The organism is Streptomyces sp. NPDC107765, from assembly GCF_055657085.1.
Genome location: NZ_JBVKBL010000006.1, coordinates 118,544 through 144,328 on the forward strand (window position 1 = coordinate 118,544; position 25,785 = coordinate 144,328).

General features: G+C 68.2%; 27 protein-coding genes and 2 pseudogenes. 14 read left to right on the plus strand and 15 right to left on the minus strand.

Annotation, left to right across the window (positions count from 1 at the left end):
- Window positions 1-33 precede the first annotated feature (33 nt).
- Both ACZ7MX_RS16850 and ACZ7MX_RS16855 read right to left on the minus strand, forming a co-directional pair.
- Complete coding sequence (locus tag ACZ7MX_RS16850; protein ID WP_472132745.1) at window positions 34-774, minus strand: phosphotransferase; 741 nt, start codon at window positions 772-774, stop codon at window positions 34-36.
- A 119-nt stretch (window positions 775-893) separates the two neighbouring features.
- Complete coding sequence (locus ACZ7MX_RS16855) at window positions 894-1,202, minus strand: zinc-binding dehydrogenase (protein ID WP_472132747.1); 309 nt, start codon at window positions 1,200-1,202, stop codon at window positions 894-896.
- A gap of 62 nt (window positions 1,203-1,264) precedes the next feature.
- On the opposite strand from ACZ7MX_RS16855, the gene ACZ7MX_RS16860 reads away from it, so the two are divergent.
- Window positions 1,265-1,891 carry a TetR/AcrR family transcriptional regulator gene (locus tag ACZ7MX_RS16860; RefSeq protein WP_472132748.1) on the plus strand — a complete coding sequence of 209 codons (627 nt, stop codon included), beginning with the start codon at window positions 1,265-1,267 and terminating at the stop codon, window positions 1,889-1,891.
- A 232-nt stretch (window positions 1,892-2,123) separates the two neighbouring features.
- Here ACZ7MX_RS16860 and ACZ7MX_RS16865 read toward each other — a convergent pair whose 3' ends face one another.
- The 3 genes from ACZ7MX_RS16865 to ACZ7MX_RS16875 form a co-directional block, all read right to left on the minus strand.
- Window positions 2,124-3,542: an MFS transporter gene (locus ACZ7MX_RS16865; protein ID WP_472132750.1), complete on the minus strand. Its 1,419-nt coding sequence runs from the start codon at window positions 3,540-3,542 to the stop codon at window positions 2,124-2,126.
- 180 nt (window positions 3,543-3,722) lie between these two features.
- Window positions 3,723-4,400, minus strand: a complete 678-nt coding sequence (locus tag ACZ7MX_RS16870; RefSeq protein ID WP_472132752.1) for an SGNH/GDSL hydrolase family protein — start codon at window positions 4,398-4,400, stop codon at window positions 3,723-3,725.
- A gap of 505 nt (window positions 4,401-4,905) precedes the next feature.
- The gene (locus ACZ7MX_RS16875; protein ID WP_472132753.1) at window positions 4,906-5,841 is read right to left on the minus strand and encodes a zinc-binding dehydrogenase; all 936 of its coding nucleotides are present in this window, start codon (window positions 5,839-5,841) and stop codon (window positions 4,906-4,908) included.
- 107 nt (window positions 5,842-5,948) lie between these two features.
- Here ACZ7MX_RS16875 and ACZ7MX_RS16880 point away from each other — a divergent pair, with 107 nt between their 5' ends.
- The 5 genes from ACZ7MX_RS16880 to ACZ7MX_RS16900 all read left to right on the plus strand — a co-directional run bounded on the left by ACZ7MX_RS16880 (window position 5,949) and on the right by ACZ7MX_RS16900 (window position 11,797).
- Window positions 5,949-6,563 (plus strand): acyl-CoA-like ligand-binding transcription factor, encoded by a 615-nt coding sequence (locus ACZ7MX_RS16880; RefSeq protein WP_472132755.1) that lies wholly within the window; start codon window positions 5,949-5,951, stop codon window positions 6,561-6,563.
- 321 nt (window positions 6,564-6,884) lie between these two features.
- A complete protein-coding gene (locus tag ACZ7MX_RS16885) occupies window positions 6,885-7,577 on the plus strand; it encodes a HEAT repeat domain-containing protein (protein WP_472132757.1) in 693 nt (230 codons plus the stop codon).
- A gap of 3 nt (window positions 7,578-7,580) precedes the next feature.
- Window positions 7,581-8,591 (plus strand): HEAT repeat domain-containing protein, encoded by a 1,011-nt coding sequence (locus ACZ7MX_RS16890; RefSeq protein WP_472132759.1) that lies wholly within the window; start codon window positions 7,581-7,583, stop codon window positions 8,589-8,591.
- A gap of 325 nt (window positions 8,592-8,916) precedes the next feature.
- Window positions 8,917-9,297 (plus strand): AQJ64_40280 family protein, encoded by a 381-nt coding sequence (locus tag ACZ7MX_RS16895; RefSeq protein WP_472132761.1) that lies wholly within the window; start codon window positions 8,917-8,919, stop codon window positions 9,295-9,297.
- Window positions 9,298-10,789: 1,492 nt separating this feature from the next.
- The gene (locus ACZ7MX_RS16900) at window positions 10,790-11,797 is read left to right on the plus strand and encodes an alpha/beta hydrolase (protein WP_472132763.1); all 1,008 of its coding nucleotides are present in this window, start codon (window positions 10,790-10,792) and stop codon (window positions 11,795-11,797) included.
- Window positions 11,798-11,903: 106 nt separating this feature from the next.
- Here the strand turns inward: ACZ7MX_RS16900 and ACZ7MX_RS16905 are convergent, their stop codons facing one another.
- Window positions 11,904-12,401: an anthrone oxygenase family protein gene (locus ACZ7MX_RS16905; protein WP_472132765.1), complete on the minus strand. Its 498-nt coding sequence runs from the start codon at window positions 12,399-12,401 to the stop codon at window positions 11,904-11,906.
- Between the two features lie 227 nt (window positions 12,402-12,628).
- Between ACZ7MX_RS16905 and ACZ7MX_RS16910 the strand changes: the two are divergent.
- A pseudogene (locus tag ACZ7MX_RS16910) lies at window positions 12,629-13,209 on the plus strand (phytanoyl-CoA dioxygenase family protein).
- A 77-nt stretch (window positions 13,210-13,286) separates the two neighbouring features.
- On the opposite strand, the gene ACZ7MX_RS16915 reads toward ACZ7MX_RS16910, so the two are convergent.
- Window positions 13,287-14,123, minus strand: a complete 837-nt coding sequence (locus ACZ7MX_RS16915) for a TrmH family RNA methyltransferase (protein ID WP_472132767.1) — start codon at window positions 14,121-14,123, stop codon at window positions 13,287-13,289.
- A 293-nt stretch (window positions 14,124-14,416) separates the two neighbouring features.
- On the opposite strand from ACZ7MX_RS16915, the gene ACZ7MX_RS16920 reads away from it, so the two are divergent.
- Together ACZ7MX_RS16920 and ACZ7MX_RS16925 are read left to right on the plus strand one after the other, a co-directional pair.
- On the plus strand, window positions 14,417-14,860 hold the full coding sequence (locus ACZ7MX_RS16920) for an SRPBCC family protein (RefSeq protein ID WP_472132769.1): 444 nt from the start codon (window positions 14,417-14,419) through the stop codon (window positions 14,858-14,860).
- A gap of 248 nt (window positions 14,861-15,108) precedes the next feature.
- Window positions 15,109-15,276: pseudogene (locus tag ACZ7MX_RS16925) on the plus strand (IS5/IS1182 family transposase); the annotation flags it as partial.
- Between the two features lie 10 nt (window positions 15,277-15,286).
- Here the strand turns inward: ACZ7MX_RS16925 and ACZ7MX_RS16930 are convergent.
- Window positions 15,287-15,829, minus strand: coding sequence for a DUF1707 SHOCT-like domain-containing protein (locus tag ACZ7MX_RS16930; RefSeq protein ID WP_472132771.1), 543 nt, complete (start codon window positions 15,827-15,829; stop codon window positions 15,287-15,289).
- Window positions 15,830-16,294: 465 nt separating this feature from the next.
- Between ACZ7MX_RS16930 and ACZ7MX_RS16935 the strand changes: the two genes are divergently transcribed.
- The 3 genes from ACZ7MX_RS16935 (at window position 16,295) to ACZ7MX_RS16945 (ending at window position 18,698) form a co-directional block, all read left to right on the plus strand.
- Complete coding sequence (locus ACZ7MX_RS16935) at window positions 16,295-16,753, plus strand: VOC family protein (protein ID WP_472132773.1); 459 nt, start codon at window positions 16,295-16,297, stop codon at window positions 16,751-16,753.
- 265 nt (window positions 16,754-17,018) lie between these two features.
- Window positions 17,019-17,636 carry a flavin reductase family protein gene (locus ACZ7MX_RS16940; protein ID WP_472132775.1) on the plus strand — a complete coding sequence of 206 codons (618 nt, stop codon included), beginning with the start codon at window positions 17,019-17,021 and terminating at the stop codon, window positions 17,634-17,636.
- A 225-nt stretch (window positions 17,637-17,861) separates the two neighbouring features.
- Window positions 17,862-18,698 (plus strand): endonuclease/exonuclease/phosphatase family protein, encoded by an 837-nt coding sequence (locus ACZ7MX_RS16945; RefSeq protein WP_472133268.1) that lies wholly within the window; start codon window positions 17,862-17,864, stop codon window positions 18,696-18,698.
- A 63-nt stretch (window positions 18,699-18,761) separates the two neighbouring features.
- On the opposite strand, the gene ACZ7MX_RS16950 is transcribed toward ACZ7MX_RS16945, so the two are convergent.
- From ACZ7MX_RS16950 to ACZ7MX_RS16965, 4 genes are all read right to left on the minus strand, one after another.
- Window positions 18,762-18,995, minus strand: coding sequence for a DUF2277 domain-containing protein (locus ACZ7MX_RS16950; protein WP_472132777.1), 234 nt, complete (start codon window positions 18,993-18,995; stop codon window positions 18,762-18,764).
- A 90-nt stretch (window positions 18,996-19,085) separates the two neighbouring features.
- Entirely contained in the window at window positions 19,086-19,904 is an 819-nt protein-coding gene (locus ACZ7MX_RS16955) for an alpha-ketoglutarate-dependent dioxygenase AlkB family protein (RefSeq protein ID WP_472132779.1), read from the minus strand.
- 172 nt (window positions 19,905-20,076) lie between these two features.
- Entirely contained in the window at window positions 20,077-20,247 is a 171-nt protein-coding gene (locus tag ACZ7MX_RS16960; RefSeq protein WP_472132781.1) for a hypothetical protein, read from the minus strand.
- A 315-nt stretch (window positions 20,248-20,562) separates the two neighbouring features.
- Window positions 20,563-20,940 carry a VOC family protein gene (locus ACZ7MX_RS16965; RefSeq protein WP_472132783.1) on the minus strand — a complete coding sequence of 126 codons (378 nt, stop codon included), beginning with the start codon at window positions 20,938-20,940 and terminating at the stop codon, window positions 20,563-20,565.
- A gap of 457 nt (window positions 20,941-21,397) precedes the next feature.
- Here ACZ7MX_RS16965 and ACZ7MX_RS16970 point away from each other — a divergent pair, with 457 nt between their 5' ends.
- On the plus strand, window positions 21,398-21,631 hold the full coding sequence (locus tag ACZ7MX_RS16970; RefSeq protein ID WP_472132785.1) for a DUF6296 family protein: 234 nt from the start codon (window positions 21,398-21,400) through the stop codon (window positions 21,629-21,631).
- Between the two features lie 132 nt (window positions 21,632-21,763).
- Here the strand turns inward: ACZ7MX_RS16970 and ACZ7MX_RS16975 are convergent, their stop codons facing one another.
- Both ACZ7MX_RS16975 and ACZ7MX_RS16980 read right to left on the minus strand, forming a co-directional pair.
- Window positions 21,764-22,066, minus strand: a complete 303-nt coding sequence (locus ACZ7MX_RS16975; RefSeq protein ID WP_472132787.1) for a hypothetical protein — start codon at window positions 22,064-22,066, stop codon at window positions 21,764-21,766.
- 164 nt (window positions 22,067-22,230) lie between these two features.
- A complete protein-coding gene (locus ACZ7MX_RS16980; RefSeq protein ID WP_472133270.1) occupies window positions 22,231-22,950 on the minus strand; it encodes an aspartate/glutamate racemase family protein in 720 nt (239 codons plus the stop codon).
- A 305-nt stretch (window positions 22,951-23,255) separates the two neighbouring features.
- Here ACZ7MX_RS16980 and ACZ7MX_RS16985 point away from each other — a divergent pair, with 305 nt between their 5' ends.
- A complete protein-coding gene (locus tag ACZ7MX_RS16985) occupies window positions 23,256-24,023 on the plus strand; it encodes a chitinase (RefSeq protein WP_472132789.1) in 768 nt (255 codons plus the stop codon).
- Between the two features lie 120 nt (window positions 24,024-24,143).
- On the opposite strand, the gene ACZ7MX_RS16990 is transcribed toward ACZ7MX_RS16985, so the two are convergent.
- Complete coding sequence (locus ACZ7MX_RS16990; RefSeq protein WP_472132791.1) at window positions 24,144-25,433, minus strand: ATP-binding protein; 1,290 nt, start codon at window positions 25,431-25,433, stop codon at window positions 24,144-24,146.
- Window positions 25,434-25,785 lie beyond the last annotated feature (352 nt).

The window sequence follows — 25,785 nt, forward strand, 5'->3', positions numbered from 1 at the left end:
CTCGGGAATCGGGGTGGGGGAGGAGCCCCGTAGTCAGGTGAGGTCCCACAAGTTCCGGTAGAAGTCGGTGCGTTCCGGGTCGGGGGTGATGCCGTAGGCGTCGAGGAAGGTCTGCTCCCATCCGGGGCCGTAGTTCCACTCGGTGCTCCAGCTGGCGACGGCGATGTCCGCCCAGCGGTCCGCGACGCCGAGCGCGCCCATGTCCACGTGACCGGACCAGGAACCGTCCTCGCGAAGCAGCGTGTTCGGCGCGCAGGCGTCTCCATGACAGACGACGAGGCGGTCGATCGGCGGCGTCCTCAGATCTGCGGGGACGTCCATTCCGGCGCTCCGGGCGCGTTCCAGGCGGTGGGCGACCGACCAACGGAAAGGGCAGTCGGCCACCGGCAGTTGCTCGTGCAGGGCGCGCAGCCCCGCCCCCAGCGCACGTACCGCGGTGCCGGGATCGGCCGTCCAGCGCGGGCTGACGGCGCTGTCGCCGGGCAGCCCGTGGGTGACGAGCCAGGCCCCGTCCTCGTCGGCTCCGTGGTCCACAACGCGTGGCACCGGTGTGAAGCGGGCAGCCCAGCTCAGGCGGGTGACCTCGGCGGCGAGGTCCAGTCCGGAGCCTGCCGGTGCCCACTTGGCGAACAGGCGGGCATTGCCGGTGCCGATCTGGAAGGTCAGGCCGCCCAGCCCGTTCTGCCAGACAGGCCGCAGCGTCCGGTCTCCGGCCTGGGCGGCGATCGGGGCAGGGACGCTTACCTCGCACGTCGGCGGTCCGGAAAGATTCATCCGCTCATGCTGCTTCTGAGACGGCGCCTCGGGCGAGCGGTTTTCGGGCCCGGGCCGCACTCGCCGCCTGGGGTTGCCCGGCGCCACGGAATGCCTGGGCCGGAGGACCCGTGACCGCGTCAGAAGACCACAGTGATCTTGCCTGCCAGGCCGCCCTGGAGAAACCGCGTGTGGGCGGCTTGGATCTCCTGGAGGCCGAAGGTGGAGTGCACCCGTACCTGCAATGCGCCGCTGTCGACGAGCTTGGCCAGCTCGTTCAGTGTGCCGCGCCGTCCTCCCGCACCTGGTGGACAGTGGTACGGACACCTCGGGAGGACAGGTCGGGGACCGGACCTGCCTGGGTGGCGATGGAGGCGTATCGGCCGCCATCGGCCACTGCCTCGGTCACGAACGGCCCGAAGGTTTGTCCCGTGCCTGAGCCGTCGCATGCTTGGCGGGCGAGTCGTCGGCTCACCGACCGGGTCCGCCAACCTGGGGTACGATCGACCGTATGGGTAGTGCCACGGCAGATGTCGCAGATGTCACCGACAAACGCCTCCTGCGCGGCGCCCGGACCCGGAAGACCGTTCTGGAGCGGGCGGTCGACATCGCCTCGCTCGACGGGCTCGAAGGGGTCAGTTTCGGCCGTCTGGCCACGGACACCGGGCACAGCAAGGCGGGCATCCAGACGCTCTTCAAGACGAAGGAAGCGCTGCAGCTGGCGGTCGTCGACTTCGCCCGCGAGATGTTCATCGACCACGTCATCCGGCCGGCCAGGTCCGCACCGCGTGGCGTCGCACGTCTGCGCGCGCTGCTCGACGAGTGGGTCGTCTACGCCTCGACCCCGCTGTTCGCGGGCGGATGCTTCCGAGCCGCGAACCTCGCGGCGTTCGACGGCAAGACCGGGCCCGTCCATGACGCCCTCTTCCGCGACCAGCAGGAGTGGCTCGAAGTCATCGCCGGCGAACTCCGGCACGCCGTCGACAACGGTGAGATCGCGGACCTGGACGTCGAACTCGCCGTCTTCCAGATCGACGCGCTGCTGTGCGCCGCCAACACGGCTCTACGGCTCGGGGACGACAGCGCGGTGAGCAAGGTCCGCCGCATCGTCGAGGGCCTGCTCACCGCCCCGCAATAGCACGGTAATGACACGACGATGCGGCGGGCCGAGGCCCAACTCATCGTCGTGTCAGGCCACTTGGCCGCCTTAGCCGTCCTTCACCGTGCTGCACCGTGCTTCACCGTCCCTCATCCCAGCCGAGACGCGGACCTTCCCAAAGGCGGACGTCCGGGCAACCGACCTGCCCGGACGTCGCTACGGCTGGGCCCGCTGTCGACCGCAGCCTGGCCGTGACTGGTGATCCTCGCAGTCAGGCCTGGGCCGCCGGCCGCTTCGGCAGAAGGAAGACGGCGATGCCCGCGATGACTGCGAAGATCAAGACCCCGAAGGACGCGACGGCGAAGGCGTGACCGGCGGCGGCAACCCTGCCGACTGCCGCGGGATGGAACGAGCTGAAGAAGACCGCTCCGATAGCGGCAACGCCCAGCGCTCCGCCCACCTGCTGGGTCGTGGACAGGACCCCAGACGCGACACCGGCCGACTCCGGCTTGACGCGGCTCAGCACCGTGTTGAGTGCCGGCGTGATGACCAGTCCGCCACCGACGCTTTGCAGAACGAGGGTGGGGATCACCAGCAGTGGAGTGATCCGCGGACCGGACACCAGCAAGAGGCCGGTCGCCAGGTATCCGATCGCCAGGATGATCGCCCCCACCTCAAGGACACGTCGTCCGTATTTCGGGATGATCCGGCTCGCGACCATGCTGAACACGAAGAATGCTGTGGCTGCCGGTGCCTGGACCAGGCCCGCGCCGAGCGCCGACATGTTGAGCCCTTGCTGCATCGTTACCGACAAGGCCAGGTAGTACGAGTAGATCAGCGCGTACAGGGCGAGGACGAGAACGATCCCGAGCGAGAACGAGCGCTGCCTGAACAGCGTCAGCGGTACCAACGGATCCCCGCCCCGCCGTTCCAGCCGCCGTTCGATCGCGACGAACAATCCGAACGCGACCGCACTGCCCGCGAAGCAGGCCCAGACCCACCACGGCCAGCCTGCCTCCTGCCCCTGGATCAGCGGGAGCACCAGGAGGAAGAGAGCCGCGCTGAGCACCAGCACGCCGGGCATGTCCAGTGTGCGGGTGGCGGCTCGGCCTGTCTCCGGCACGTGGCGCAGGGCGAGCAGGAACAGCGCAATGCCGATCGGCACGTTTACCCAGAAGACCATGCGCCAGCCGGAGTCGAAGAGGTTGGCGCCGATGAGCAGCCCGCCGATGACTTGTCCGCCGATGGTGGCCATACCCATGACGATGCCGAGCACGCCGTAAACGCTGTGCCGTCGCGCCGCCGGCACCAGCACCGTGACGAATGCGAACACCTGGGGAACCATCAGGGCGGCTCCCAGACCCTGGATGACCCGCGCGGCAATAAGGTTGCCTGCGGTCGGGGAGAGCGCACAAGCGACTGATGACAGGGTGAACAGGGCCACCCCGAGAAGGAATATCCTCTTGCGACCGTACAGATCAGCCAGGCGAGTAGCGGTAATGATGAAGACCGCGTAACTCAGCTGATAACCCGCCAGAACCCACTGGGCATCGCTGTCCGAGGCATGCAGGTCCGCCACGATCGAGGGGTCGGCGACCACGACGATGAACGAGTCAAGGACCGCCATGAACAGCGCGGCCAGGACAACCGACATCGTCATCCACGGAATGGCATCAGGCTTCGCGGTCACTGCCCGCTGGCCTACTGCTTGCTGACTACTTGCCACGACAAGAAACCTCTTGATTCGTCAGGGTCTGGCAATGCCTGAACCCAGGAAGCTCGGCTGGCGCGTTTCGCCAGGCGGCGGTTATTACTGGGGGAGAATTACGCCGATACGATTCGCCAGGCGGCGGTCAGAACCGGGGGAGAGTCACGCCGATGCGAGGTGTCCCAGGGAGCCGGCCAGCTTCTTGACCACCTCGGCCGCCATCACGGCCTGACCCGAGGTCGAGAAGTGGATGCGATCCTCACTGAGCAGGTTGCCGCGGTCGTTGACCGGGTGATCCCACATGTCCACCACGACGGCGTCGTATTCGGAAGCCAGCCCGCGCACGATCTCGTTGACCGCGACAATCCGCTCCGGCCAGTCAGGGAAGACCGGGACGACATACGCCCTGCCGAGCGTGAAAGTGGTCAGCAAGGCGCCGGTGCCCTTCGCCAGGTCGTACATCCGCCGAAGCGTGCGCTCGATCTCACCGAAGTCCGGCCTGCGCCGCACGATGTCGTTGGCCCCGCAGGGCAGATGGAGCAGGTCCGGGGCGAACTCAACCATCCGGGCTGCCTGGTTCTCGAGCGTCCGGGCGGTTGTTGCCCCGATCTCGGAGGTATTGAGGTATGCCAACTCCGGCCGGACAGACCGTAAGACCCCGGCAACCCGGTCTGACCAGCCCTGATCCCCGTAGCCCGGCGTGGGGTCGCCGGTTCCCGCCGAAAGGCTGTCGCCGATAACGGCATACCTGCCCCACGGCGCCCCAGTCAGCAATGCCACGGCATCCGCCTGGTCCAGGCAGAACGGGTCGGTCGCTTCGGTGAAGACGGGTTGCTTCATGCAGAAGAGAGTACGGTCGGCCGTATGTTTTCTCAAGAGGCTGCCTTGACTGCCTCTTTCCTTCACCGCACCGGGCGGCGGCGCGCGGGCTGACGGCCCGCGAGCGGCACAGTTCCCGGTCCCCACTGGCGAGGTGCGCGTTCTCGCTGGCCAGGCGGGGACATCCCCACTCAGGACCCGAGCCCAGCCGTCCGCAAGAAGGCGGGCTGGTACGTACCCGGCGGGACCCTCTACGAACGGACGGCCCCACCCGGTTCCACGTGAGACCAGGCCCCCCGCGGGAAACCCTCCGGCGGCCTGACCAGGCGTCAGGACAAGGCCCAGCGGCTGGCGGCGCGCATCGTTCGACGAGAACGACCAGCTCGCCGCGGGCAGCAACGGCTCGGCCCGCGCCCACCGGGCGCCGGTCAACGACCCGCGCCCGGACCAGCGATCCGACGTTCTGGAACACGTAGCACGGCGCAGCCCCGACTGGCCGCTGGGCGCTCCTGCCGTGCACAGCAGGTCAGTTGACGTCCAGCACCGCTTTGCCGTGCAGGCGACGGCCGAGCAGAGCCTCGACCGCTTCGTCGTGGCGGGTCCACGGGCCGCGCCAGCTGATGCCCGGGTCGATGCGGCCTGCGGCGACTTCAGTGGCGAGCCACGTCAGGTCGGCGGAGAAGTCGGTGGCGGGGTCGCCGAAGAGAAAGAACGTGCGGATCGACCTGTCGTGCCGTCCCTCGGTCCCCAGGAGCGCTTCGGGCGGGAGGACCGCGTCCGTCACGGACGCACGCCCCACGCTGAACAGCGTGCCGTGCGCCTCCAGAGCGGCGAAGGCGTCCACCAGTTGTCGGCCGCCGACGTTGTCCAGCACCGTGAACACGGGCCGGTCCACGGTGGCCGGATCGGTGTGCACCTCGCTTGCGCCCAGCGCTCGCAGGCCGTTCGCCTGGGCAGGGTTCCCGCTGATGGCCACGACCTCTGCCCCCGCACGAGCGGCGAGCTGGATCGCGAAGCGACCGACGCCGCCGGATGCGCCGGTGATCATCACTCGGCGGCCGAGGAGGTGGCCCGCGCGGCGCAATACGTGCAGGGCGCTCAGTCCGGCCACCGGGAGCGTGCTCACGGCGCCGAGGTCGGCGTCGTCCGGCACCTGGCCCAGCAGGGAGGCCGGTACCGCGCGCAGCTCCGCCCATCCGCCCGCCGCGCCGAGGGTGACGACACGGGTGCCCTCTGCCGGCCCCGACCCGTCGGCGGCTGCCTTCACCACGACACCGGCGGCATCCCAGCCGATCACTGTGCCGTCCGGCGTCTCCGGGCTGGTAGCGCCTTTGACCTCGCCGTGGTTGAGCGAAACCGATGCGACCTTCACCAAGGCCTCATCCGGTGCCGGTATCGGAGCTGAGGTCTCGGCCAGTGACAGGTGCGTTGCTGCGCTGTGGTCGATAACGAGTGCTCGCATGTGCCCGTCTCCTCAAAGTGAAAGTGACACAGTGGAAGTGCCACAGTGTGGCGTTTGCGCCATTGAAGCACATGCTCGCTGGGGGCGTCGGCGGTAAGCTGATGTCCATGACGACCGCCCCGCAGCCCGCCTCGTTGCGTGAGCGCAAGAAGCTGCGCACCCGCCAAGCGCTGGCCGAAACCGCTGTGTCGCTGTTCACCGAGAGCGGCTTCGACGACACCCCGCTGGATGCGCTCCTCGAAGCGGTGGAGGTCTCGCGGCGTACCTTCTTCCGCAACTACCGGTCCAAGGAGGATGTGACCCTCACAGCCGTCAAACAGCTGTGGAGTACCTGCTTGGAGGTCATGGAGCAGAGCGAGCAGAGGGAGCTGACCGACCACACCGAGCACCTGGTCGAGGCGTTCCAGGACGCGATGCTGACCACCCTCGAGCGCATGGACGAGGACTGGTTCCCCCGGTTCGCGGCCACTTTGCAGCTGATCGACCAGTCGCCGTCTCTGCACGGGCACTCCCTGCGGCACTGCGCTGAGATCCAGGCCGGGATCACCCGCCGACTCGGCGCCCCGGACACGCTGGAAGCACGACTGCTCATCGAGTTCTGCGTGGCGACCTGGCGTTGCGCCCTGGACGAGTGGCTGCCCCAGTGCTCCCCCGCGGAGCTGCCCCGCTGCGTGCGACGCGCCTTCGACGCCATGCGTCACGGCCTCAACGTGGCGGCGTAGAACCGCCATTCATCCGGAGCGCGCCGTCGCGGCCGGACACCTGACGGGCGGCGTTCTCGCTCGACGAGTCAGTGGTGCGGGTTCCCGTTCGTCCTGCCGTCATTGACGGCGACTTCCAGGAGCTCGGGCAGTCAGCGGGCTCCGCATCGCGTGGGTCGAGCCACCAACTGCCGCCGCTGAACGGCCGGACTGCGTCCTGAGGGCCTCCCATTCCGCCTCGCTCGTCGTACCTGCGCGGACGAGTGCGCTGCGGATAGCTCAGGCGGTGCTTGACCTTGACACAGTGACAAGCCCTTCACTGCAGCCAAGGAGGTGGCCCACATGCCCATGCCGAAAGAGGACATCAACCTGCCGAAAGAGCACATCCACACGAGGCGTGTTCTCCAGGGGCTGGAGAGCAACAGCTCGTCGGTCCGGCTGCAGGCAGCGCTGGCGGTCGGCACGACGCCGGACCCGGGGTTCATCGGAAAACTCATCGAGCGATGCACGCTCGAACCCGACTTCTACGTGCGCGAAATACTGACGTGGGCGCTCACCCGCCACCCGGCATCGATGACGGTCCCCCTGCTTCTCGACGAAGTCCGTTCGACACATGCCCAGGCACGGAGCCAGGCATTGCACACGCTGTCCAAGATCGGGGATCGGCGGGCGTGGCCGGCGATCACACCGGCGCTACTGTCCGATGCCGACGACGAGGTGGCCCGGAGCGCCTGGCGGGCAGCGGTCGTGCTCGTACCCGAAGGTGCGGAGCGCGAGTTGGCCGTAGCGTTGGCGACGCAGCTCGGGCGGGGCGAACGTGAGACGCAGCTGAGCCTCAGCCGGGCGCTGATCGCGCTCGGGGAGGTGATGTTGCCGACACTGGCAGCCGCGACGACGGATCTCGACCCTCGCGTACGCGCGCACGCAATCGCCACGGAACGGCTGTGGCGCGACCCGGATGCCGGATTCGAGTTCGCGATCGAGGAGGCGAAGCGCATCGTGGCTCTCGGCGGGCCCGGCCAGGAGGGACGGTAGGCAGTGTTGATCGGTGATGTCGCGCGACGGTCCGGGGTCAGCGCCCGCATGCTCAGGCACTACGAATCGCTCGGCCTGGTGCGGCCAACGGGTCGTACCGGCTCCGGCTATCGAGAGTATTCCGGCGAGGACATCCGGCGAATCTTCCACATCGAGAGTCTGCGGTCATTGGGGCTATCGCTGCGCGACGTCAGGCGCGCGCTCGATGATCCCGGCTTCGCGCCCGCGGAGCTCGTCGACGACCTCATCCGCCAGACACGAGACCGCATCGCAGCGGAGACGGAGCTGCTCACGCGCCTTCGTCGGATCGGTGCCGCGGAACCCGCCGGCTGGGAGGAGGTCCTCCACATCGTCCCGCTCCTCCAGGCATTGGGGTCGAGCAGCGCGGCGGCGCGGCAGCGCGCGGCCCTGTCCGCGGTCGAGGACGTTCCCGTGCCGGTGGAAGCACTGGTCGAGGCCGTGCTGAGCGAGTCGGACCCGAACGTCGCCGGAGCCCTTCGGTGGGCTCTGGCGCAATCGGGCAGCGAAGACGGGCTGGCACTGCTGGCGGAGGGCCTTGGGTCACCCGCGGCCGAGGTGCGGAAACGTGCCGTCCAGTCCATCGCCGAGCTTCCGCACGGTGCGGCGACCGCACTGCTGCACGACGCCCTCACGAACCCCGACATCGTGGTCCGCAGGTACGCGGCTCTGGCGCTCGGGGCACGTGGAGTAGCCGACGCGGTCCCGACGCTCCTCGACATGATCGTCGAGGAGCGGAACGACGCCGACGCAGCCGACGCACTGAGCACGCTGGCCAGTGACCCCGCCTTGGCGGATCAGATCACTACCGGGCTCGTCGACCGCCTCGCCCACGACACCATTGGACCGCCTGCACGTCAACGGCTGACACAGGCGCTCGCGGACATCCCGGGGACCCCTGCGGCGCGTGCCCTCGCCGATCTGTCACATGACGAAGACCGTGCCGTTGCGCTTACTGCGACCTACATCCTCAAGTTACGCAACGCACGCGAGTGAAGCTCTCCTGGGGTGCGGGGTGCGGGGTGCGGGGTGCGGGGTGCGGTGTGGCGGTGTGCGTGCGGCCAGTTGTTGCTGGTCACGAACCCGCGAATCTGCGGGGAGAACCAGGACGGGAAACCTCGCCGAGACCGGGGCGGTCCGCCATCTTTCCTCACTCGCCGGCGACAGGCGGCGCCCGCCTTGAGCAACCTCCGCGAGCGCCAGATGGTCTTGCCAGATGCCGAGGTTGGGCAGTGTCCACGCCGGACCCTGAACCCCGAACCCCGGACCACCGGGACAGGGGCGGCAGACGCCTTTGCCGAGTGCCTGAGTGAGGGTGGAGATGACGCATCTGAACACCGTGGTGACGTGGGTCGACGCACGCGGGAAGCTGCCTCGCAGCGGTACACCGGTGGCAGCCGCGATCACGGGCCGGTACCCAGCTGACCGCACCACGGATTCCAACTCGCCGTCGGGTGAGGAATTCTGGCTGGTGCGGCCGATGTACTTCACGACTCGACACTGGAGCGAGGACGGAACGGAGCACAGAGACTGCTTCGTCGACTCCGACGGGGTCGTCCGGTTGCCTCACGGCCGCGCCAGTGCTGAAACCGTGACGCACTGGGCTGAGCTGCCCACGCTGCCAGGAGGGACGACGCACGTCGTCCTTGGAGAAGACGTGCAACCAGCCCTCCACGACGCCTGGGGCACTCGTCTCGAATGAGCTGGGCCAGTTCCTCGCGGAAGAACTTCGCGGGGCTGAGGGTCTGGTTGCGCCTGTGGCCATAGACCTCCAGTGACACCAGGCCGTGCAGGTGCCCCCAGATGCGCAGCGCGAGTGCGCCGGTTCACGATCGGCTACTGAGGCCCGCCGCCGGCATGCGCCATAGGGGACCCCATGCATTTCCCTATGGCGCACCACCGCGACCGACCTCAGCCCAACAACGCAAACCGCCCGACAACCAGCCCATACATCAGCCGCGGCTCACCGCCAGGCGACCCACGCCAAAATGGCGGCGTTCCTCACTGGCCGCGTTCCTCGACGGAAGCGCCTGCTCTGCTGGATGTTGACGCGTAAAAGAGGGGAAGACATCGGGAAGAGATCATCTGAGAACGCATCGCCGGCCGGTATTGCCATGCCGGGAATCGAGGAGAATACTCAATAGCCCTAGCGGGAAGCCGCCGGGAGCGCGCTGCGTGTGGAGAGATATCCTCACGCAGCGTTTGTCTATGCAGGCAACGGGCAGGTTCGACGTCTCATTCAGCGTCTCATTACCGAGCGGGACGGCGTCTGATTACCGTGGGTGGTAGCTTGATTTACCAGGCGCACGCGGATGCTCGCCGTCACTGGCGATAGCGGTTCCTCCCGTAGCCGCTCCGGTTGGCACCGACAGTGTCGAGAGAGACCGGGCGTTCAGACCTCAACGTTGTCGGAGAATGTGGGCTTCGCCTGGCCCCGCACATCATGAAGCCGGCCCCCGAGGACGGGGACCAGCCTCGCAGTTGGGTCGTGGGGTCGCTAGAAACGGCCTCCGCGACCGAATCCGCGTCCGTCACCAAAGCCGTATCCGCGGTCGAACCCGCGTCCGCGCCCATAGCCGCGTCCGCGTCCGTAGCCGCGTCCACCGCCGTAGCCGCGTCCGTAGCCGCGCCCACCGTGGTCGTGGCCCCAGCCGCCGTTGAGGGGAAGTATGCTTCGGATGCTCATCGTGTCCCTCCTTTGAGCCCGAAAGATGGTTCGACCCCTGTTCAGTTGAACCGCTTTCTACGCTACGCCGCGAGACCTGGCCAACTCAAACGGAGAAAGCTCGAAAGGTTGCGTAAATTCGCGTATTGCGGGTACGCAAAGTGGCCACTTGTCGCTCTACGGATTTCCGTCAACCCTAAGGGTTCAAACGAATTCGGACGTCATTCTCCATCCCTCAAGAAGGTGGTTGGTGCGGGCGGCGAACCTTAGCCGTAGCCGGCACGTGCTGCGCGCCGCCCTCCTGTCGTTCTGCTGCCTGCGCCGGTTCCACCGGTCCCCGGTCGGCTGCTGCTGTCTGGGTGTCGGCCGATCGAGGGACACCACGAGGCCGGCCCTTACACCACGCCATGCCGCAACGTCATGCCGCCACCTGACTCGTGCCGCTTGGCCGCTGCGCCCGGGCAGATCTCCTCGATCACCAGGACTCGCGGGCCGGTGCGCCTGCCTTTAGCGTCGCTGTGGCGACTGGATGTGCCCAGGCGTCGTGCCGCCGTCCCTCAGCGAAAGGAGCCGGGTCGTGGTGGAGCATGTCCTCGAACCGGAGGCGCAGGCACTCGCGGATGCGAGCGCCACGCCGCCCTTCCTCTACGAGCTCGGTCCGGAGGGAGCCCGCAAAGTACTCGATGACATCCAGGCCGCTCCCATCGACAAGGTCGAAGTCGGCGAGGACCGGTGGATCACCGTTCCGGCCCAGGTCGGAGACGTGCGGGTCCGGCTCGTCAAGCCGGTGGGTACCAGCGGGCCCCTGCCGGTGATCCTTTACATCCACGGTGGTGGATGGATCCTCGGCAATGCCGGCACCCATGACAGGCTCATCCGTGAGCTGGCCGACGGCGCCCGGGCGGCCGTCGCGTTCGTCGAGTACGACCGCTCGCCGGAGGCGCCGTACCCCGTCGCCATCGAGCAGGCCTATGCGACCGCGCAATGGATCACCAAGAACGCAACCAGCGAGGGCCTCGATGCCAAGCGGATGGCCGTCGCAGGCGACTCGGTCGGCGGCAATATGAGCGCGGCGGTCACGCTCATGGCCAAGCAGCGCGGGGACGTGCACTTTGTGCATCAATCGCTGTACTACCCGGTGACCGATGCCGGTCAGGACACCGACAGCTACCGGGAGTTCGCCGACGGACCGTTCCTCACGGCCCGGTCGATGGCCTGGTTCTGGGACGCGTACATTCCGCCGACCTCCCCGGCGAAACGAGCCGAGATCACGGCATCGCCGCTACGTGCCACCCTTGAGGACCTCGCAGGGTTGCCTCCCGCCTTCGTGATCGTCGATGAGAACGACGTGTTGCGGGACGAGGGCGAGGCCTACGCCGCCAAGCTCACTCAGGCAGGCGTCCCGACCACGAGTGTGCGTTACAACGGCATCTGCCACGACTTCATGATGCTCAATCCCGTCCGCTCCACCAGGGCATCAACCGCCGCCATCGAACAGGCCATTCACGTCCTGCGGAAGGCACTCGGGACACTGTGAATCAGGGGGCAGCAATCATGGCCCCGTGCAGCGGCTGGCCCCTTCAGGAGACTCGGCTGCGAGCTGCTCTGCAACTTTCTTCTGCGCCGCGCCTGATCTCAGGCAACTAGGGCCGGCCCGCCTGATCACGCACGGGGTGAACGGTCGCTCGCAGTCCGCTGACGGCGAGGACGATCAGTAGAGCAAAGGCTGCGATGGCGGTGAGCGTGCGGATGTCGTTGAACAGTTCCCAGCGCCGCAGGATCTCCGCGTGGTCGGCCGGGGCCCCGGTGAGCGCCCACTGCTTGATCCGTCCGTTGATGGGCACGTTGCCGAACCGGGTTATCAGGAAGGACGCGAGGGCCAGTAGACCTGCCCCACCCGCGAGCAGGCGGGCGCGGCCCGCTGTCAGGACGGCGAGCGTCAGGGAACTCAGGATCGACGCGCCCATCGCCGCCTGCATGGTGATGCCGTTCATCTTCATCAGTTCGGCGTGGAATGACAGCCGCATCTCCAGCGGTACGGCGTTGAAGGTGGGAACGAGATTGGCTGCGCCGTACCCGAACGCGCCGGCGAGAAGGCCGGTGCACAGCAGGGCGATTCCGTGGACGAGTCTGAGGCGCATATTGGTTGGCTCCGGTGCATTGGCTTGGGGCGGGCGGAAGTTCCTGCCCGTGGAGGTCGGCTCTGATAGGCGATGAGCCGGGAGTCGAGGCGTACTTCAAGGGTGGCCGGGCCTCCGCCAGAAGTCCAAGATCCTTCGCTTCTGGCATCCAGAACCCCCGCTTCTGGACCGTCGGTAGTTCTGCGGTGGAGCGGCGGGGGCGCAGGGCTACGACGAAAAATCCCCTTATGCCCAATCCCCTGACATCAGACCAGGTGGAGCGCTTCGTTACCGATGGCTTTGTCCATCTTGAAGGCGCCTTTCCGCGGTCGCTGGCCGACGAGTGCCGCGCGTTCCTGTGGCGTGAGACCGGATGCACCCCGGACGATCCCGCCACCTGGACCCGGCCAACTGGCTCAACCTCCGCTCACGCGAGCGGGCGCTGCTGATGCTCTTCCTGTTCTCCGACGTCGATGCCGACCACGGGCCGACCAGGATCAAGGTCGGTTCGCACGTGGACGTTCCGCGCTTCCTCGCCCCGGCGGGTGAGCGCGGCCTCGACGCCATGGAACTCTGCAGGACCATGGACGCAGCGGGCAGGCTCGACGCCCCCGACCGCCCGTTGGCGCTCGCCACCGGGCAGGCCGGTGACGTCTATCTGTGCCACCCGTTCCTGATCCATGCCGCCCAGCCCAACCAAGGGACCCGGCCCAAGTTCATGGCGCAGCCTCCGCTGATGGCGGCCGCTCCGCTCGACCTCGATCGCGCCGACGGCGCCTACTCGCCGCTCGAGCGTGCGGTGCGCCTCGGCCTGGGCCGGCCCGGCTGAGGGCATCCGACGTAGCCGGCCGGCCGGCAGACAGGCAGGTTCGTTCGGGCGCACGCGCTGCGTGCTGACGTACAGGGTCAGGCCGGACGTTTCCTCGCGGCGATCCGCTGCCGGGAAGCCTCGTACAGTACGGCGGTTGCGGCGTTCGCGGCGTTCAGCGAACTCGCCGAGCCGGTCATCGGAATGCTGACCGTGTGGTCGCACAGCCCCCGCCAGGCGCTGCTCAGCCCGGACGTCTCGTTGCCGATCAGCAGCAACACCGGCTGGGTGAAGTCGAAGTCGAAGACATCACAGTCCCCCTTCTCGTCGGTGCCGACCAGGACGATCGACTGCCCTTCGGCCCGCTGCGCCTCGACCCAGGCCATCACCTCGCCGGGCCTGGGGACGCGGACCGCAGGCACGGCGAACAGCGAACCGGTGCTCGCCCGCACCGACTTGGGGTCGTACACGTCGGCCGCGTGTCCCGACGCGATGAGCCCGTGCGCCCCGAAGGCGTCCGCTGACCTGATGATGCTGCCGATGTTCCCAGGGCTGGTCGGCCGGTCGAACAGCACACCCAGGAAGTTGTCGTCGGCGCTGAACCGGCCGAAGTCGTCGGCCGGCATCTCGATGACGGCGACAAGCTCCGGCGCGTGCTCGTTCTTCTCCCCGAGGTCCGCCAGCATGTCCGGCGCCATGGCGATCCGCTCGGCGTCGACAGTCCGCAGCAGGTCCTCCGCCCACTGCGACAGCGCCCGGCTGCCGTCGTATATCAGCGCCTTGACGGGCCAGCCGTACCGGACGGCCATCGAGATGGGACGGACACCCTGCACCAGGAACTCGCGCGCTCGCGTTCGCTTGTTGCGGTTGTTCAGCAGCGACTCCCACTGCTGAAAGCGGGCGTTGCGTGAGGTGATGCGCTGAACCGACGGCACACGTTCTCCAAGCTGAGCCAGTAATGATGCTGTGTTCAGGTCACCCTATGAGGGTTTACGGAGGTGTCGGACATGGCGCCGGGTCTTGGTCAGGATCGTGCGGGGTCAGGGGAGGGATGAGGTGTGGGGGCCGGACCACCGGGAGGGGGATCCTCGGCACCCGTTGCGCGCAACGTGGCCAGATGATGTGCCCCCGTACAGAGTCACCAGGACGACCGCTCCACCCCCGGGCGATGGCCCGACGACGGACTGCCTACAGTGAGGAGCGATTGCCGGATCGAACGGAGGCCGTTGTGTCGCACTTCGAGATCACCACCGTGCTCGCAGCGCCCCCACGCCAAGTCTTCGATGCTTGCCTGGACGTTGAGGCGCACACCCGATCGATGGCGTCGTCGAGAGAACACGCCGTTGGCGGCACTACCCAAGGCAAGCTCACCCTCGGGGAGACAGTCACCTTCCAGGCCCGCCATTTCGGGCTGACCTGGCGGCTGACCGCTCGCATTACCTCCTGGGACCCGCCGCACTCCTTCGTTGACGAGCAGGAAGCCGGGCCTTTCCGGTACTGGCGGCACGTTCACCACTTCGCGCCGCACGGTCAAGGCACCTTGATGACCGACGTCATCGATTTCGCCTCGCCATGGGGCCCCATCGGCCGGCTCGCCGACGCAACCCTCCTCAACCGGTACATGCCCCGGCTCATCCGGTCGCGCAACGCTTACCTGGCCGCCACCTTCTGACACGTTACGCACACCGGTCGATCTGCTGTCACTTTCCATGAACAGCATCGCCATGCCCGGGCGGTACAGTTTCCCCGTGGTCGCACGCCATTCGGGCTCCGCGACACCCAGCCCGGCCTTGGGCACACGGAACGTGGTGAAGCGGAAGTCGTCCGGCTGCTCCCTCCGGTACGGCCGTTCCGCGTCGGAACAGGTGAAAGTCCCGGGCCTGACCAGGCCTGGCGCCCGTAGCTCCGTCACCGGGGTCAGCCCCGCTGTTCGGGATCTCGAAGTCCGCGGCCGACCGCATCGTCGACCATCTCGGTCCGTCGCTCGCTCTCAAGCCGCGCCAGCGGTTCCGCAAGGACACCGTCCTGATCGTGGACGGCACGCTCGTGCCGACCCGTGACCACCGGGTTGCCGAGCAGTCGAAGAACGGATAAACCCTCAATGCCGTGCGTGGCGAATCTTCAACCGTCCGAATTCCATGGCCCCGGAGATCCGGATCGTCGGCCCGCCGGGGCGGGAGCGCCGCCGGATCTTGTGCAGTGGGTGTTTCCAACCGGTCCGCAGGCCCTCAATATCGACGATCGCGTCGCGAGGCACCGTGATCTTCGCCCTGCCGGAGCCGAGGTGCAACTCGATGTCCACTTCCGGATGTTCGATGATCGCCCGGGACAGGTCCAGGTACACCCTTCCGTAGGCGGATTCGACCTTGAGGAACCGAGGCACCCGCCACGCGCCGCGCCGCTGGATCCGTCCGCTGGCGGCAGCAAGTGTGGACGTGGAGCCCGCACTTTCCGCCGGGAGGGAGACCAGGGCCTGCGCGAGCTCATCGCGTGTCTTGGCAGTGAGCACCTGGTGAAGGCGTTCGTCCATCTCCTCGTGCGAGACGAAACCTTCGGCGTACGCCTCCTGCAGGCGCTTCGCGGCCCTGTCGCGGTCGTCGTCGCCGGCCAGCGGCCGCGGATCTTCCGGCAGAGAGGTCATCGCTTCACTCTAATACCGCGCCAACGATGGGAACCCGCCAACTTCCTTAGCCAGCAACGCCATTGAAGGTGGTGGGTGAGGAGCCGGGCGGTTCACCTCCGCGATCGGGTACGCAGAGGAGGCCGTCCAGCCGGTCATGAGCGAGGTGCCTGTGCAAGCGTTGAGCACCAGCAATTGCCCGGGCGATCCACAGTGCGGCGGCGCGGGTGCGCCGAGGCACGGTGCCGCTGAACGCGCCCGGTAGGCCGTCTGGGCAACGGTGGCATGACGGCACGGTCGTGATCGGCAGTGCGAAGGTGAGCCGGCCCGATCGGGTGACGCAAGGGTGGTGTTGGCGCGAGTGTCTCGACTCTTGGAGGCAGCAGCCGGATAGGTTGAGGGAGATCCGGCCGCTGAGAGTGGTCCTGACCAGGACGAATCTCCGGCCCTCGGAGTCCGGTCGCAGTAGGGAGTGCCACCACCGGCATGGACGTTCTCTTCATCACGAGCGTGGCGGTGGTCGTCGCCGACCCGCCGGTGAGCCGCAAGCTGTTCATCGAGGCCCTTGGCCTCCCCCTGGAGGGGGAAGACAACGGCTACTACTCCAGCGGGAACGTCCCCGGCAGCAAGCACTTCGGCCTGTGGCCGCTCTCGCAGGCAGCCGAGGCATGCTTCGGCACGGCCCAGTGGCCCGCCGACCGGGTGGTCCCGCAGGCATCGATCGAGTTTGAGGTGGCGAACGCGGAAGCCGTCGCAGCCGCCAGTGCCGAGCTTCAGCGCGCGGGCTTCGAGCTGGTGCACCAGGCCCGCACCGAGCCATGGGGCCAGACGGTGGCCAGACTCCTCACGGCGGACGGCTTGATCATCGGGATCTCCTACGCCCCCTCCTTGCACGACGTGCAGGACGACCAGCACCCCGGGGTGAGCCCGGCCCGAGACCCGTGAAGGCGACGCGATCCCCGGCGTACTCCTCGCCTGGGATGAACGTGTGACGAGCAAGGGCGGGCGTGGTGCTGAAGGCGAGGTGGGGTAGGTGGAGGACGCCGACGTGCGCGGGGAGTCCTCCCAGGCACTGTCGGCTGCTGTGGTGATGGTGTCGGCTCCTGGCGTTCGGTGGCTCCGGTGCCGGGGATTTTCTGGCGAACTCAGGGGCCGGGTGGTGGGGTAGATCCGCTGTAGGCCCTCGGTGGTGCACCTGGATACTGATCCCATGCGTACTGACTTTGATCCCGCTGTCATGTCCCGCAACGACTTCTACCGGCTGCTGACCGCCACCGTGGTGCCGCGGCCGATCGCCTGGGTGTCGACCACCTCGGCGGACGGGGTGCACAACATCGCCCCGCACTCCTTCTTCAACATTGCCAGCGTCGCGCCGCCCGTTGTGCAGTTCAGTTCGGTCGGACGCAAGGACACTCTCCTCAACATCGAGGCGACCGGGCAATTCGTGGTGAATTTTGCGTCCGAGGGGCTTTTTGAGCAGATCAATGACACGGCGACCGATTTTCCGCACGGTGTGAGTGAATTCGAGGCGGCCGGGATTGAGTCCGAGCCGAGTCTGCGGGTCAAGCCGCTGCGGGTGGCGGCCTCGCCGGTGGCGCTGGAGTGCGAGGTGCATTCCACCGTGGGCATCGGGGACTCCGTCATCGTATTCGGACGGGTCGTGCATGCGGCCGTTTCGCAGGACGTGCTGGTTGACGGGCATCCTGAGATTTCCCGGATGAAGCCGTTGGCGCGGCTGGGGCGGGACGAATGGGGGACGGTCGGTGAGGTGCGGGAGCTGTCACGTATTCGGCACGCGGACTGGCGGGGGCCGGCCAGCGACCGTTGAGGCTGATTCCGGGCACCTTCCCCTGAGGGTCACTTCCCGCTCACTGCATTCTTCGGGAGCCTGTGTGGGATGACCGACGTGACGGACGTAGCTGAGTGAGCTGAGCGCAGCGACGTAAGTGAGGGGGCTGGCGTGGCGGGTGCGATTGCCGGCGGTGCGGGTCGCCCGGGGTTTCGGCGGCGGGCCGTCGTGCGGGCGGTGGCGGCTGCGGCGGTCACCGGGCCGGTGGTGACGACGACGGCGTACGGGGCGGAGAGCGCGTACGCCGCCGACGTCGGGCCGGCGCTGCACGTGATGACGTTCAATCTGCGCTATGCCTCGGACGCCCGGCCGCATTCCTGGGCCGAGCGCCGCCCCGTGATGCGGGCCCTCCTTCGCCGGGAGGGCCCGCATCTGCTCGGCACCCAAGAGGGGCTCTACGGTCAGTTGCGCGACATCGCGGAGGACCTGGGGCCGCGCTACGCCTGGCTGGGCACTGGGCGGGGCGGTGGCAGCAAGGACGAATTCGCGGCGATTTTCTACCGGGTCGGGCGGCTCGCTCCGCTTGAGTACGACCATTTCTGGCTGTCCGATACTCCCTCTCTGATCGGGTCGGCGACCTGGGGAAATACCGTTATCCGGATGGTGACCTGGGTGCGTTTCCGGGATCTGCGCACGGGGAGCGAGTTCTACGCCCTCAACACGCATCTGGATCATGCACATCAGTATGCGCGGGAGCGGTCCGCGGCACTGATCACCGAGAGGCTGGACGGGCTTGACTCCGCACTGCCCCGGATCGTCACCGGCGACTTCAATGTGGCGGCGCACGGAAATCCCGTGTACGACGCGATGCTGCACGGCGGGGCGCTTGTTGACAGCTGGGACACGGCTGAGGAGCGGAGCGCGCGGTACGGCACTTTCCACGGATACCGGCCGCTGGTACCGGACGGGGACCGTATCGACTGGATCCTCACGTCGCCGGGCGTACGGACGCGGCGCGCGATGATCAACACCTATTCCGCACACGGTCAGTTTCCAAGCGATCACCTACCGGTGCAGGCGGTGGTCGGGTGGGGAGGGTGAGGGTGTGGGGAGAGTGAGACTGGGGGGCGGGTGAGTTTTGTGTGGTGGCGTGGCGGTGTGGGGCTACTGGCTGCTGGGCTGGCGGGTGCTGGAGCCACGGATCTGTAGGCCGTCGAGAAGGTCCTGGGTCGCTGCCGCCACCGCCTCCACCGCGTGATCGAACACCTCGCGGTTGTGGGCGGCCGGGGCGCGGAAGCCGGAGATCTTGCGGACGTACTGCAGGGCCGCGGCCCGGATGTCCTCGTCGGTGACCTCGGGGGTGATGGGCGGGCGGAGCGTCTTGATGCTGCGGCACATGAGTTCAGTGTGCGGGCTTCGGGCGTCGGAGTCACCTGGCCTGGCGGGCCTGGCCTGGTGGACCTGACGTGGGGAGTTCATCCCCTCCTTCTAGCCCTTGAGGCCCGTCATGCGCAGGGTGATGTTGAGGCGGCCGCCGGCCAGGCCGGTGGCGGGGGAGCCGGTGCCCGGTCGTATCTTGGGCACGCCGTGGTACGCGAAGCGGGACGGCCCGCCGAAGACGAAGAGGTCGCCGGAGGCCAGCTCGACGTCGGTGTACGGCTTGGTGCGCGTCTCGGTGTTGCCGAAGCGGAAGACGCAGCGGTCGCCGATGCTGAGGGACACCACGGGCGCGTCCGAGCGCTCGTCCTTGTCCTGGTGCATGCCCATCTTCGCCTGGTCGTCGTAGAAGTTGATCAGTGCGGTGTCGGGTGTGTAGGCGCGGGGTGTGCAGATGTCGGGTGGGTAGGTGGGGGACGGGTACGCGGCCGCTGCGGCGGGATCGTTGTCTTGGTATGCCGCGGCTACTGCCCTGCGGCCCAACTCGACCAGCCAGCAGGGGAGTTCGGCGACCTGTGCGCCGTTCACGTCGTCGGCGGTACGGGTGTAGGCGTACGGCTGCCAGTGCCAGCCGAGGCACACGGTCTGGACGGACATCACGCCGCCGTTCGGAAGCTTGGTGTGCCGGATCGGCGCGGGGCCGCGCGCCCAGTCCCGGCAGGCGACGACCAGCGCCTGCTGCTGCGCCAGGGACAGCCAGCCGGGGACGTGTACGGCGCCGGGGGCGATCTCCCGGCGGGCGCTCGTCGTCCTGCTGCCGGCCGGCTCGCGTGCGTCCTGCGCGCCTGAAAAAGCCTGCTCGCTCCCCGCAGCTGTCGGCTCTGCTGCGGAGGCGCCGAAGCTCTCGAAGCCGGGGAGTGGCGTGCTCATGTGTTCCTGCCTGGGGTCCTGCCCGTCCGCTGGCCTGGCCGACGGCGCCGCACACCTGTCTCGCTGATTGGCTGATTCTCTGCGGGCCCGATGCGGCCCTGGCATGGGCCGACGTTCTCCTGACCTTGTTTCGACTTCGTTTTGATCTTGGTCTGGTGAGCGTGCTGAGACCTTACGCGACCGCTTCCACCATGACGTCCGCGCCCTCTGACCGTACCGCCAGGGTCCAGACCTCCAGCAGTGCGGCGTACTCCGCCATGTCCTGCGCCGTCCACGTCAGACCGCGCCGAGCGCGCACGAACCGCCGAATCGATTCGTTCGCCTCGGAGACAGGGACAGGCACACCCATATGGGTAGAAGGAGTTGGGGACATATGAGCAATGCTAGGGGCAGACACTGACAACGCCTCCCCGCCTGCGGAGCGCTGTGGCTCACATGGCGCGATCCGGTCCTCGCCCCTGTCTCCCCCTCAACTCCCTGACCAGCCAGGACCGATGCTCCGGTGTACACAATGCGCTGCCTATATGTGTCCATTCCCACACGCTCCGCGTCCGGGCGCTGAGCCCGGCGGGCTCCAGGTGGACCGAGGGGAGGGAAGGGCGGGGGAGGGGAGAGGAGAGAGGAGAGGAGGGGAGAGAGGAGAGGAGTTGAGGTGGGGTCAGTCGCGGAAGAGGCAGAAGGGGTGGCCCGCCGGGTCGTACAGCACCCGCACATCGTCCTGGGGCTGGTACTCGGCTCGGACCGCGCCGAGTGCGACCGCGTACTGCTCGGCCTCGTCGAGGTCGTCGACACGGATGTCGAGATGCAGCATCTTCTGTTGCTCCTCGGGGCGTTCGGGCCACACCGGTGGTCGGTAGCCCGGTTCGGACTGGAACGAAAGACCGGTGCCGCCATCAGGGCATCGGAGCAGCACCCAGTCCGGTTCGCTGGCGGTGACCTTCCAGTCCAGCAGCCGCCCGTAGAAGCCGGCCAGCTGGTGGGCGTCCGGGCAGTCCAGGACGATCGTCGCGATCGCGAAGTGGGGTTTCCTCGTCACCTTCCGCTACCTCATTCATGGGGTGGGTCAGCTTTCCAGGCTTCTGCCCGGCTCGTCCCGGCTTGGTCGGCGCATGTGTCTGTAGTCGGCTGCGTCCGTCCGTTCTGTCGGGGTCCTGGGTTGACCGGAGGGTACTCCCCTGATCGAGTGATGCCCCGATGCCGCGCCGGGTCAATTTTCGGGTGGCCAGTCGCTGTCGGGGGTCGTCCGGGCGGCACCTCATGCTCTCTCCCGGCCCGCGATTGTCAGTGGTGGCCCGTACGGTGGGACCCGTAACTATCCGAGCTGCTGGCGCTTCTCGGACCCGCCCCGCTCCTGTGACAGCGCACGGGAGCGGGGCCCAAACACTCCGTGAGGGCACTGTGCGATCTTCCGCGTTGGCCTAGCGCCGTTTCCTCAGGCGCGCTCGGCGGGCCTGAGTCACGATGGAAGGGCCAAGCCGTATCGGGAGGCCGCCATGGATTACCCGGAACGCTATGAGCTGGTATTTCAAGCCCCCGCAGTAGAGGACGACGTGGTGGTCGTCCGCCGCACCGAGCGGGCCGGAGCGGGCGGCTATCCCATCTACGAGGACGAGTCGGGGATCGTCCGCGCCGAGATCAGCGACCGGGGCGAGGTCCGCATGCTGGCCAGCGGCGGACATCAGGCACCCCGCACGCCGCTCCTCGCGCGCCCTCTTGAGAGCCGCTGACCCCGCTCCGGCCAAGCAGGCGCTCGTCGGGCCGAAGCACCTTCGGGGTGCGCCTCTCCGTAGTGGAGCGAATACGTCACGCGAGGAGAGGAAAAGGGTGGGGGCGGGGCGCTCGGAGCCGGCGGTGACTGGTCAGAGGCCGCGGAGGTGGGGCCGTCGCTGGGGGGTCGGGTCCTCGTCCGGGGCTTGGCCTTCCTCGGGGGCCTCGCCGGCGTCCGGGGCCTTGCCGGCATCCGGGGCCTGGTCGGTATCCGGGTCATTGGGCTCGGCATCCGGAAGAGGACGGTCCGACTCGGTGGCGTGGTCGGTCTCGGGGTCGACCTCGGGGGCCGGGTCGGTGGCCTGTCCTTGGAGTACGGCCATGGCGCGTTCGAGCGTTTCCCCGGTGACCTGGATCCGGATTCTGGCCAGTCGTTCTAACTCGGTACGCGACACCACGTCAGAGTACCTGTCGCCACTTCAAACCTCGGGGCCGCTCGAGAATTCGTTGGAGAAAGGGTAGTTGAACGCGTGGCCCGTGTGGCGTGCCGGCGGATTCGCTCGCTCTTCGTGCCATGGCCGTACGTGAGTTTCAGGGCCGCTCGGCGGGCGGCGGCCGGCTAGCGGGCGGAGGGGACGGAGGGGGCGGAGGGAGCGAGCGCGTGGTTGACGGCTGCTTCGGCGTGCAGGCGGGTGGTGGGGAAGACGGGGACCGGGCTGTGCTCGGGGCCGATGAGCAGCTCGATCTCGGTGCAGCCCAGGACGATGCCCTCGGCGCCGGCCGCGACCAGATCATCGATGACTGCCTGGAAGGACGCCCGGGACTCCTCGCGGACGATGCCGAGGCAGAGTTCGTCGTAGATCACCTTGTGGACGGTGTTGCGGCCGGCGGCGTCCGGGACGAGGACGTCGAGCCCGTGGCGTGCGAGGCGGCCGCGGTAGAAGTCCTGCTCCATGGTGAAGGCGGTGCCCAGCAGTCCGATGCGGCGTAGCCCCCGCGTGCGGACGGCCTCGGCCGTGGTGTCGGCGAGGTGCAGGAGCGGGACGGAGGTCGCGGCGGCCACCTGATCGGCGACCTTGTGCATGGTGTTGGTGCAGATCAGCAGCAGGTCCGCACCGGCCGCCTCCAGGGCCTTGGCCGCCTCGGCGAGTATCTCGGCCGCCTCGTCCCAGCGGCCTTCGACCTGCAGTCGTTCGATCTCGGCGAAGTCCACGGAGTAGAGCACGCACTTGGACGAGTGCAGGCCGCCCAGACGCTCGCGGGTGAGCTCGTTGAGCAGCCGGTAGTACTCCGCCGTGGACTCCCAGCTCATGCCGCCGAGCAGTCCGATCGTTCGCATTTCCATGGGGTCACTGTGGCACAGGTGTGCGGGGCGGGGCGGGGGAGCGGCGAGGCAAGGCGAGGTGATCATTGCATTGGTCTGGACATGGCCAACTGCGGCTGGCTAGCCTTCCGTTGAGCTTCACTTGGTCTAGACCTTGGCTCGTCCCTCTCTGTATGCCCGTGCGCACGATTCCTGTCGCGGTTCCTGTCGCGAACCTGTCGCGATTCCTGTCCCCCACCCCTGCGGCCGCCCCGCCCCGCCTCGCTCGGCCCTGCTCCTGAGGCTCGCGGCGCCCGTCGGCCGCGTGAAGGAGTTTCGCAATGAGAACACGTATGGCCGCGGTGCTGAGTGCCGCGACGCTGGCCGTCGGTGTCGCCCTCGTCCTGCCGACGGGGCCGGTGGCGGCCGCGGTGGGCTGTTCCTCCTGTACCGCTGGTCCGGCCGGAGCCCGGGCCGATGCGCGAGCCGACGAATTCGTCGTCAGTGAGGCGCAGTTCCACCAGATGTTCCCGAACCGGAATGCGTTCTACACCTACAGCGGACTGACCGCGGCGCTCAGTGCCTACCCGGAGTTCGCGAACACCGGGAGCGACACCGTACGGCGGCAGGAGGCCGCGGCGTTCCTCGCGAACGTCGGCCATGAGACCGGCGGGCTCGTCTACGTGGTGGAGCAGAACACCGCCAACTATCCCCACTACTGCGACGCCGGCCAGCCGTACGGGTGCCCGGCCGGGCAGGCCGCCTACTACGGCCGCGGGCCGCTCCAGCTCAGCTGGAACTTCAACTACAAGGCGGCGGGCGACGCGTTGGGCATCGATCTGCTGCACAACCCCTACCTGGTGGAGCAGGATCCCGCCGTCGCCTGGAAGACCGCGCTCTGGTACTGGAACACCCAGAAGGGCCCGGGCACCATGACACCGCATCAGGCGATGGTGAGCGGGGCCGGTTTCGGCGAGACCATCCGCAGCATCAACGGGTCCCTCGAATGCAACGGGGGCAACCCCGGTCAGGTGCAGAGCCGGATCAACAACTACGAGAGCTTCGTGCAGATCCTGGGCACCCCACCTGGCGACAATCTGAGCTGCTGAGGGCGGCGGAGCCGGGCGTGGGCGCAGGCGTACGCGTACGGAGGCGGGCCCACGCGTACGGGGGCGAGCTCACGCGTACGGGGCGGACCGGCCCTGCCCCGGCTCAGTCCGCCCGTCAGGTCAGCAGCGGGCGTGGGCCGTGATGTCCGCGCCGAACTCGTCGATCATGGCGGGGGTGACGGACGGCCGGCACTGGGCGATGGCGGCGAGGTAGTCCTCGGTGCTCGCGCCGAACCGGCCGTGCGTGCCCGCCCCCGCGCCGACCGACTCCAGGTCCCGCTCGAACGACGCCTGCGCGGCCACCCGTGCGGCGTGTTCGATGTCGGCCGGGGTGAACAGTTCACTGGCCGCCACGAGCGCCGCGACGTCCACATCGGTCCGCCCGTCGGTGTACCGGGACCAGATCGCCGAGCGGGCCGCAGGGTCCGGCGTACCGATCGGGATCAGGTAGTCGAACCGGCCCGGACGCAGGAACGCCGGGTCGAGCGAGCGGATCGAGTTGGTCGCGCACACCAACAGCCGTTCGTCCCGCTCCCGGAAGCCCGGTATCAGCTTGAGCAGCTCATTGGTCACGCCGTGCAGCCCACCCGGCTGGGCGGGCTCATGGCGTACCGGAGCGATCTCTTCCACCTCGTCGATGAAGACGAGCACCCGTTCCAGCTCCGCGATCCGGGCGAACGCGCTGCGCAGCGCCGCCGCGAGATTGCCCTCGTCGGCCAGCCGGGACGGCAGCAGCTCGACGAACGGCCAGCCGAGCCGGGCGGCGATGGCCCGGGCGAAGGTGGTCTTACCGGTCCCCGGCGGGCCGAACAGGGCGATCGCCCGCGGCGGCCTGACCCCGTGCCGGGCGGCCCGCTCCGGCTCCGCCAGCGGCAGCACGACCCGCCGTTCGATCAGGTCCTTCTCCGCCTCCATCCCGGCCACCTTGGCCCAGAGGTCGGCGGGCAGGAACCGCCCGCCGAGGTCCTCCAGGAGGCTGGCCGCCGGACCGTGGTGCGGTTCGACCTTCTCGAAGTAGGCCACCGCGGGCTGACGCATGTAGCCGGCGTTCAGCAACCCCTCACCGAGCAGGTCCTCCTCCGGCAGGACGTACGCGATGCGGCTCACCCGGGCCGCGATCAGCCGCCGTTCCAGTTCCACCAGCAGCGCGCTCGCCAGGCCCCGGCCGCGCCAGGCCGACGAGATCGCGATCCGCATCACCCAGCCCCGCTCACCCGCCACACAGGCCAGGGCGGCGCCGATGGGCGCTCCCTGGTGGACGGCCACCACGGCGGGCTGCCGCGAGGTCAGCGCGCTGATGCACTCGGCGAGTGAGAAGACGGACTCCTGCCCGAGGTCGGCCGTGGAGTCGATCAGGTGGACCACTTCGGCGAGATCGTTCTCGCGGTAGTCATGGATGAGCCAGTTCACCGGTACCGCCCCTCGTTGGTCGTGCTCGTGATGTGGGTGCCTTTGGGTGACGTCGATGCCTTCTGATGTCGACGCCCCGCGACGTGGGTGTCGTCGTGATGTGGGTGTCGTGGTGATGTTCGTGGGGTGGCAGTGAGGCTAGGGCTGAGGGGGGAGCGCGGGCCTGCTCCACCGTGCACAACCGAGGGCGCGAACCACTACGGTCCGTACGTAGTCAGATCCCGTCCGGGCTTGAGCGGTGCGCGGTTCCCGCTGCCCCGGGCCGATCGCCGCGCCCGCCTCCCCACCGGCTGCGACCGCTTCCGCGGAGGCCGCCCGCCGAGGCGGAATCTGCTGGCCGGCCGGTCCCGTC

What these genes read in the sequence shown, in the direction of transcription:
- ACZ7MX_RS16850 (WP_472132745.1), bottom strand. Translation starts at nt 774, where the DNA reads ATGAATCTTTCCGGACCGCCGACGTGCGAGGTAAGCGTCCCTGCCCCG.
- ACZ7MX_RS16855 (WP_472132747.1), bottom strand. Translation starts at nt 1,202, where the DNA reads ATGCGACGGCTCAGGCACGGGACAAACCTTCGGGCCGTTCGTGACCGA.
- ACZ7MX_RS16860 (WP_472132748.1), top strand. Translation starts at nt 1,265, where the DNA reads ATGGGTAGTGCCACGGCAGATGTCGCAGATGTCACCGACAAACGCCTC.
- ACZ7MX_RS16870 (WP_472132752.1), bottom strand. Translation starts at nt 4,400, where the DNA reads ATGAAGCAACCCGTCTTCACCGAAGCGACCGACCCGTTCTGCCTGGAC.
- ACZ7MX_RS16875 (WP_472132753.1), bottom strand. Translation starts at nt 5,841, where the DNA reads ATGCGAGCACTCGTTATCGACCACAGCGCAGCAACGCACCTGTCACTG.
- ACZ7MX_RS16880 (WP_472132755.1), top strand. Translation starts at nt 5,949, where the DNA reads ATGACGACCGCCCCGCAGCCCGCCTCGTTGCGTGAGCGCAAGAAGCTG.
- ACZ7MX_RS16885 (WP_472132757.1), top strand. Translation starts at nt 6,885, where the DNA reads ATGCCCATGCCGAAAGAGGACATCAACCTGCCGAAAGAGCACATCCAC.
- ACZ7MX_RS16895 (WP_472132761.1), top strand. Translation starts at nt 8,917, where the DNA reads ATGACGCATCTGAACACCGTGGTGACGTGGGTCGACGCACGCGGGAAG.
- ACZ7MX_RS16900 (WP_472132763.1), top strand. Translation starts at nt 10,790, where the DNA reads ATGTGCCCAGGCGTCGTGCCGCCGTCCCTCAGCGAAAGGAGCCGGGTC.
- ACZ7MX_RS16905 (WP_472132765.1), bottom strand. Translation starts at nt 12,401, where the DNA reads ATGCGCCTCAGACTCGTCCACGGAATCGCCCTGCTGTGCACCGGCCTT.
- ACZ7MX_RS16930 (WP_472132771.1), bottom strand. Translation starts at nt 15,829, where the DNA reads ATGACCTCTCTGCCGGAAGATCCGCGGCCGCTGGCCGGCGACGACGAC.
- ACZ7MX_RS16935 (WP_472132773.1), top strand. Translation starts at nt 16,295, where the DNA reads ATGGACGTTCTCTTCATCACGAGCGTGGCGGTGGTCGTCGCCGACCCG.
- ACZ7MX_RS16940 (WP_472132775.1), top strand. Translation starts at nt 17,019, where the DNA reads ATGCGTACTGACTTTGATCCCGCTGTCATGTCCCGCAACGACTTCTAC.
- ACZ7MX_RS16950 (WP_472132777.1), bottom strand. Translation starts at nt 18,995, where the DNA reads ATGTGCCGCAGCATCAAGACGCTCCGCCCGCCCATCACCCCCGAGGTC.
- ACZ7MX_RS16955 (WP_472132779.1), bottom strand. Translation starts at nt 19,904, where the DNA reads ATGAGCACGCCACTCCCCGGCTTCGAGAGCTTCGGCGCCTCCGCAGCA.
- ACZ7MX_RS16970 (WP_472132785.1), top strand. Translation starts at nt 21,398, where the DNA reads ATGGATTACCCGGAACGCTATGAGCTGGTATTTCAAGCCCCCGCAGTA.
- ACZ7MX_RS16980 (WP_472133270.1), bottom strand. Translation starts at nt 22,950, where the DNA reads ATGCGAACGATCGGACTGCTCGGCGGCATGAGCTGGGAGTCCACGGCG.
- ACZ7MX_RS16985 (WP_472132789.1), top strand. Translation starts at nt 23,256, where the DNA reads ATGAGAACACGTATGGCCGCGGTGCTGAGTGCCGCGACGCTGGCCGTC.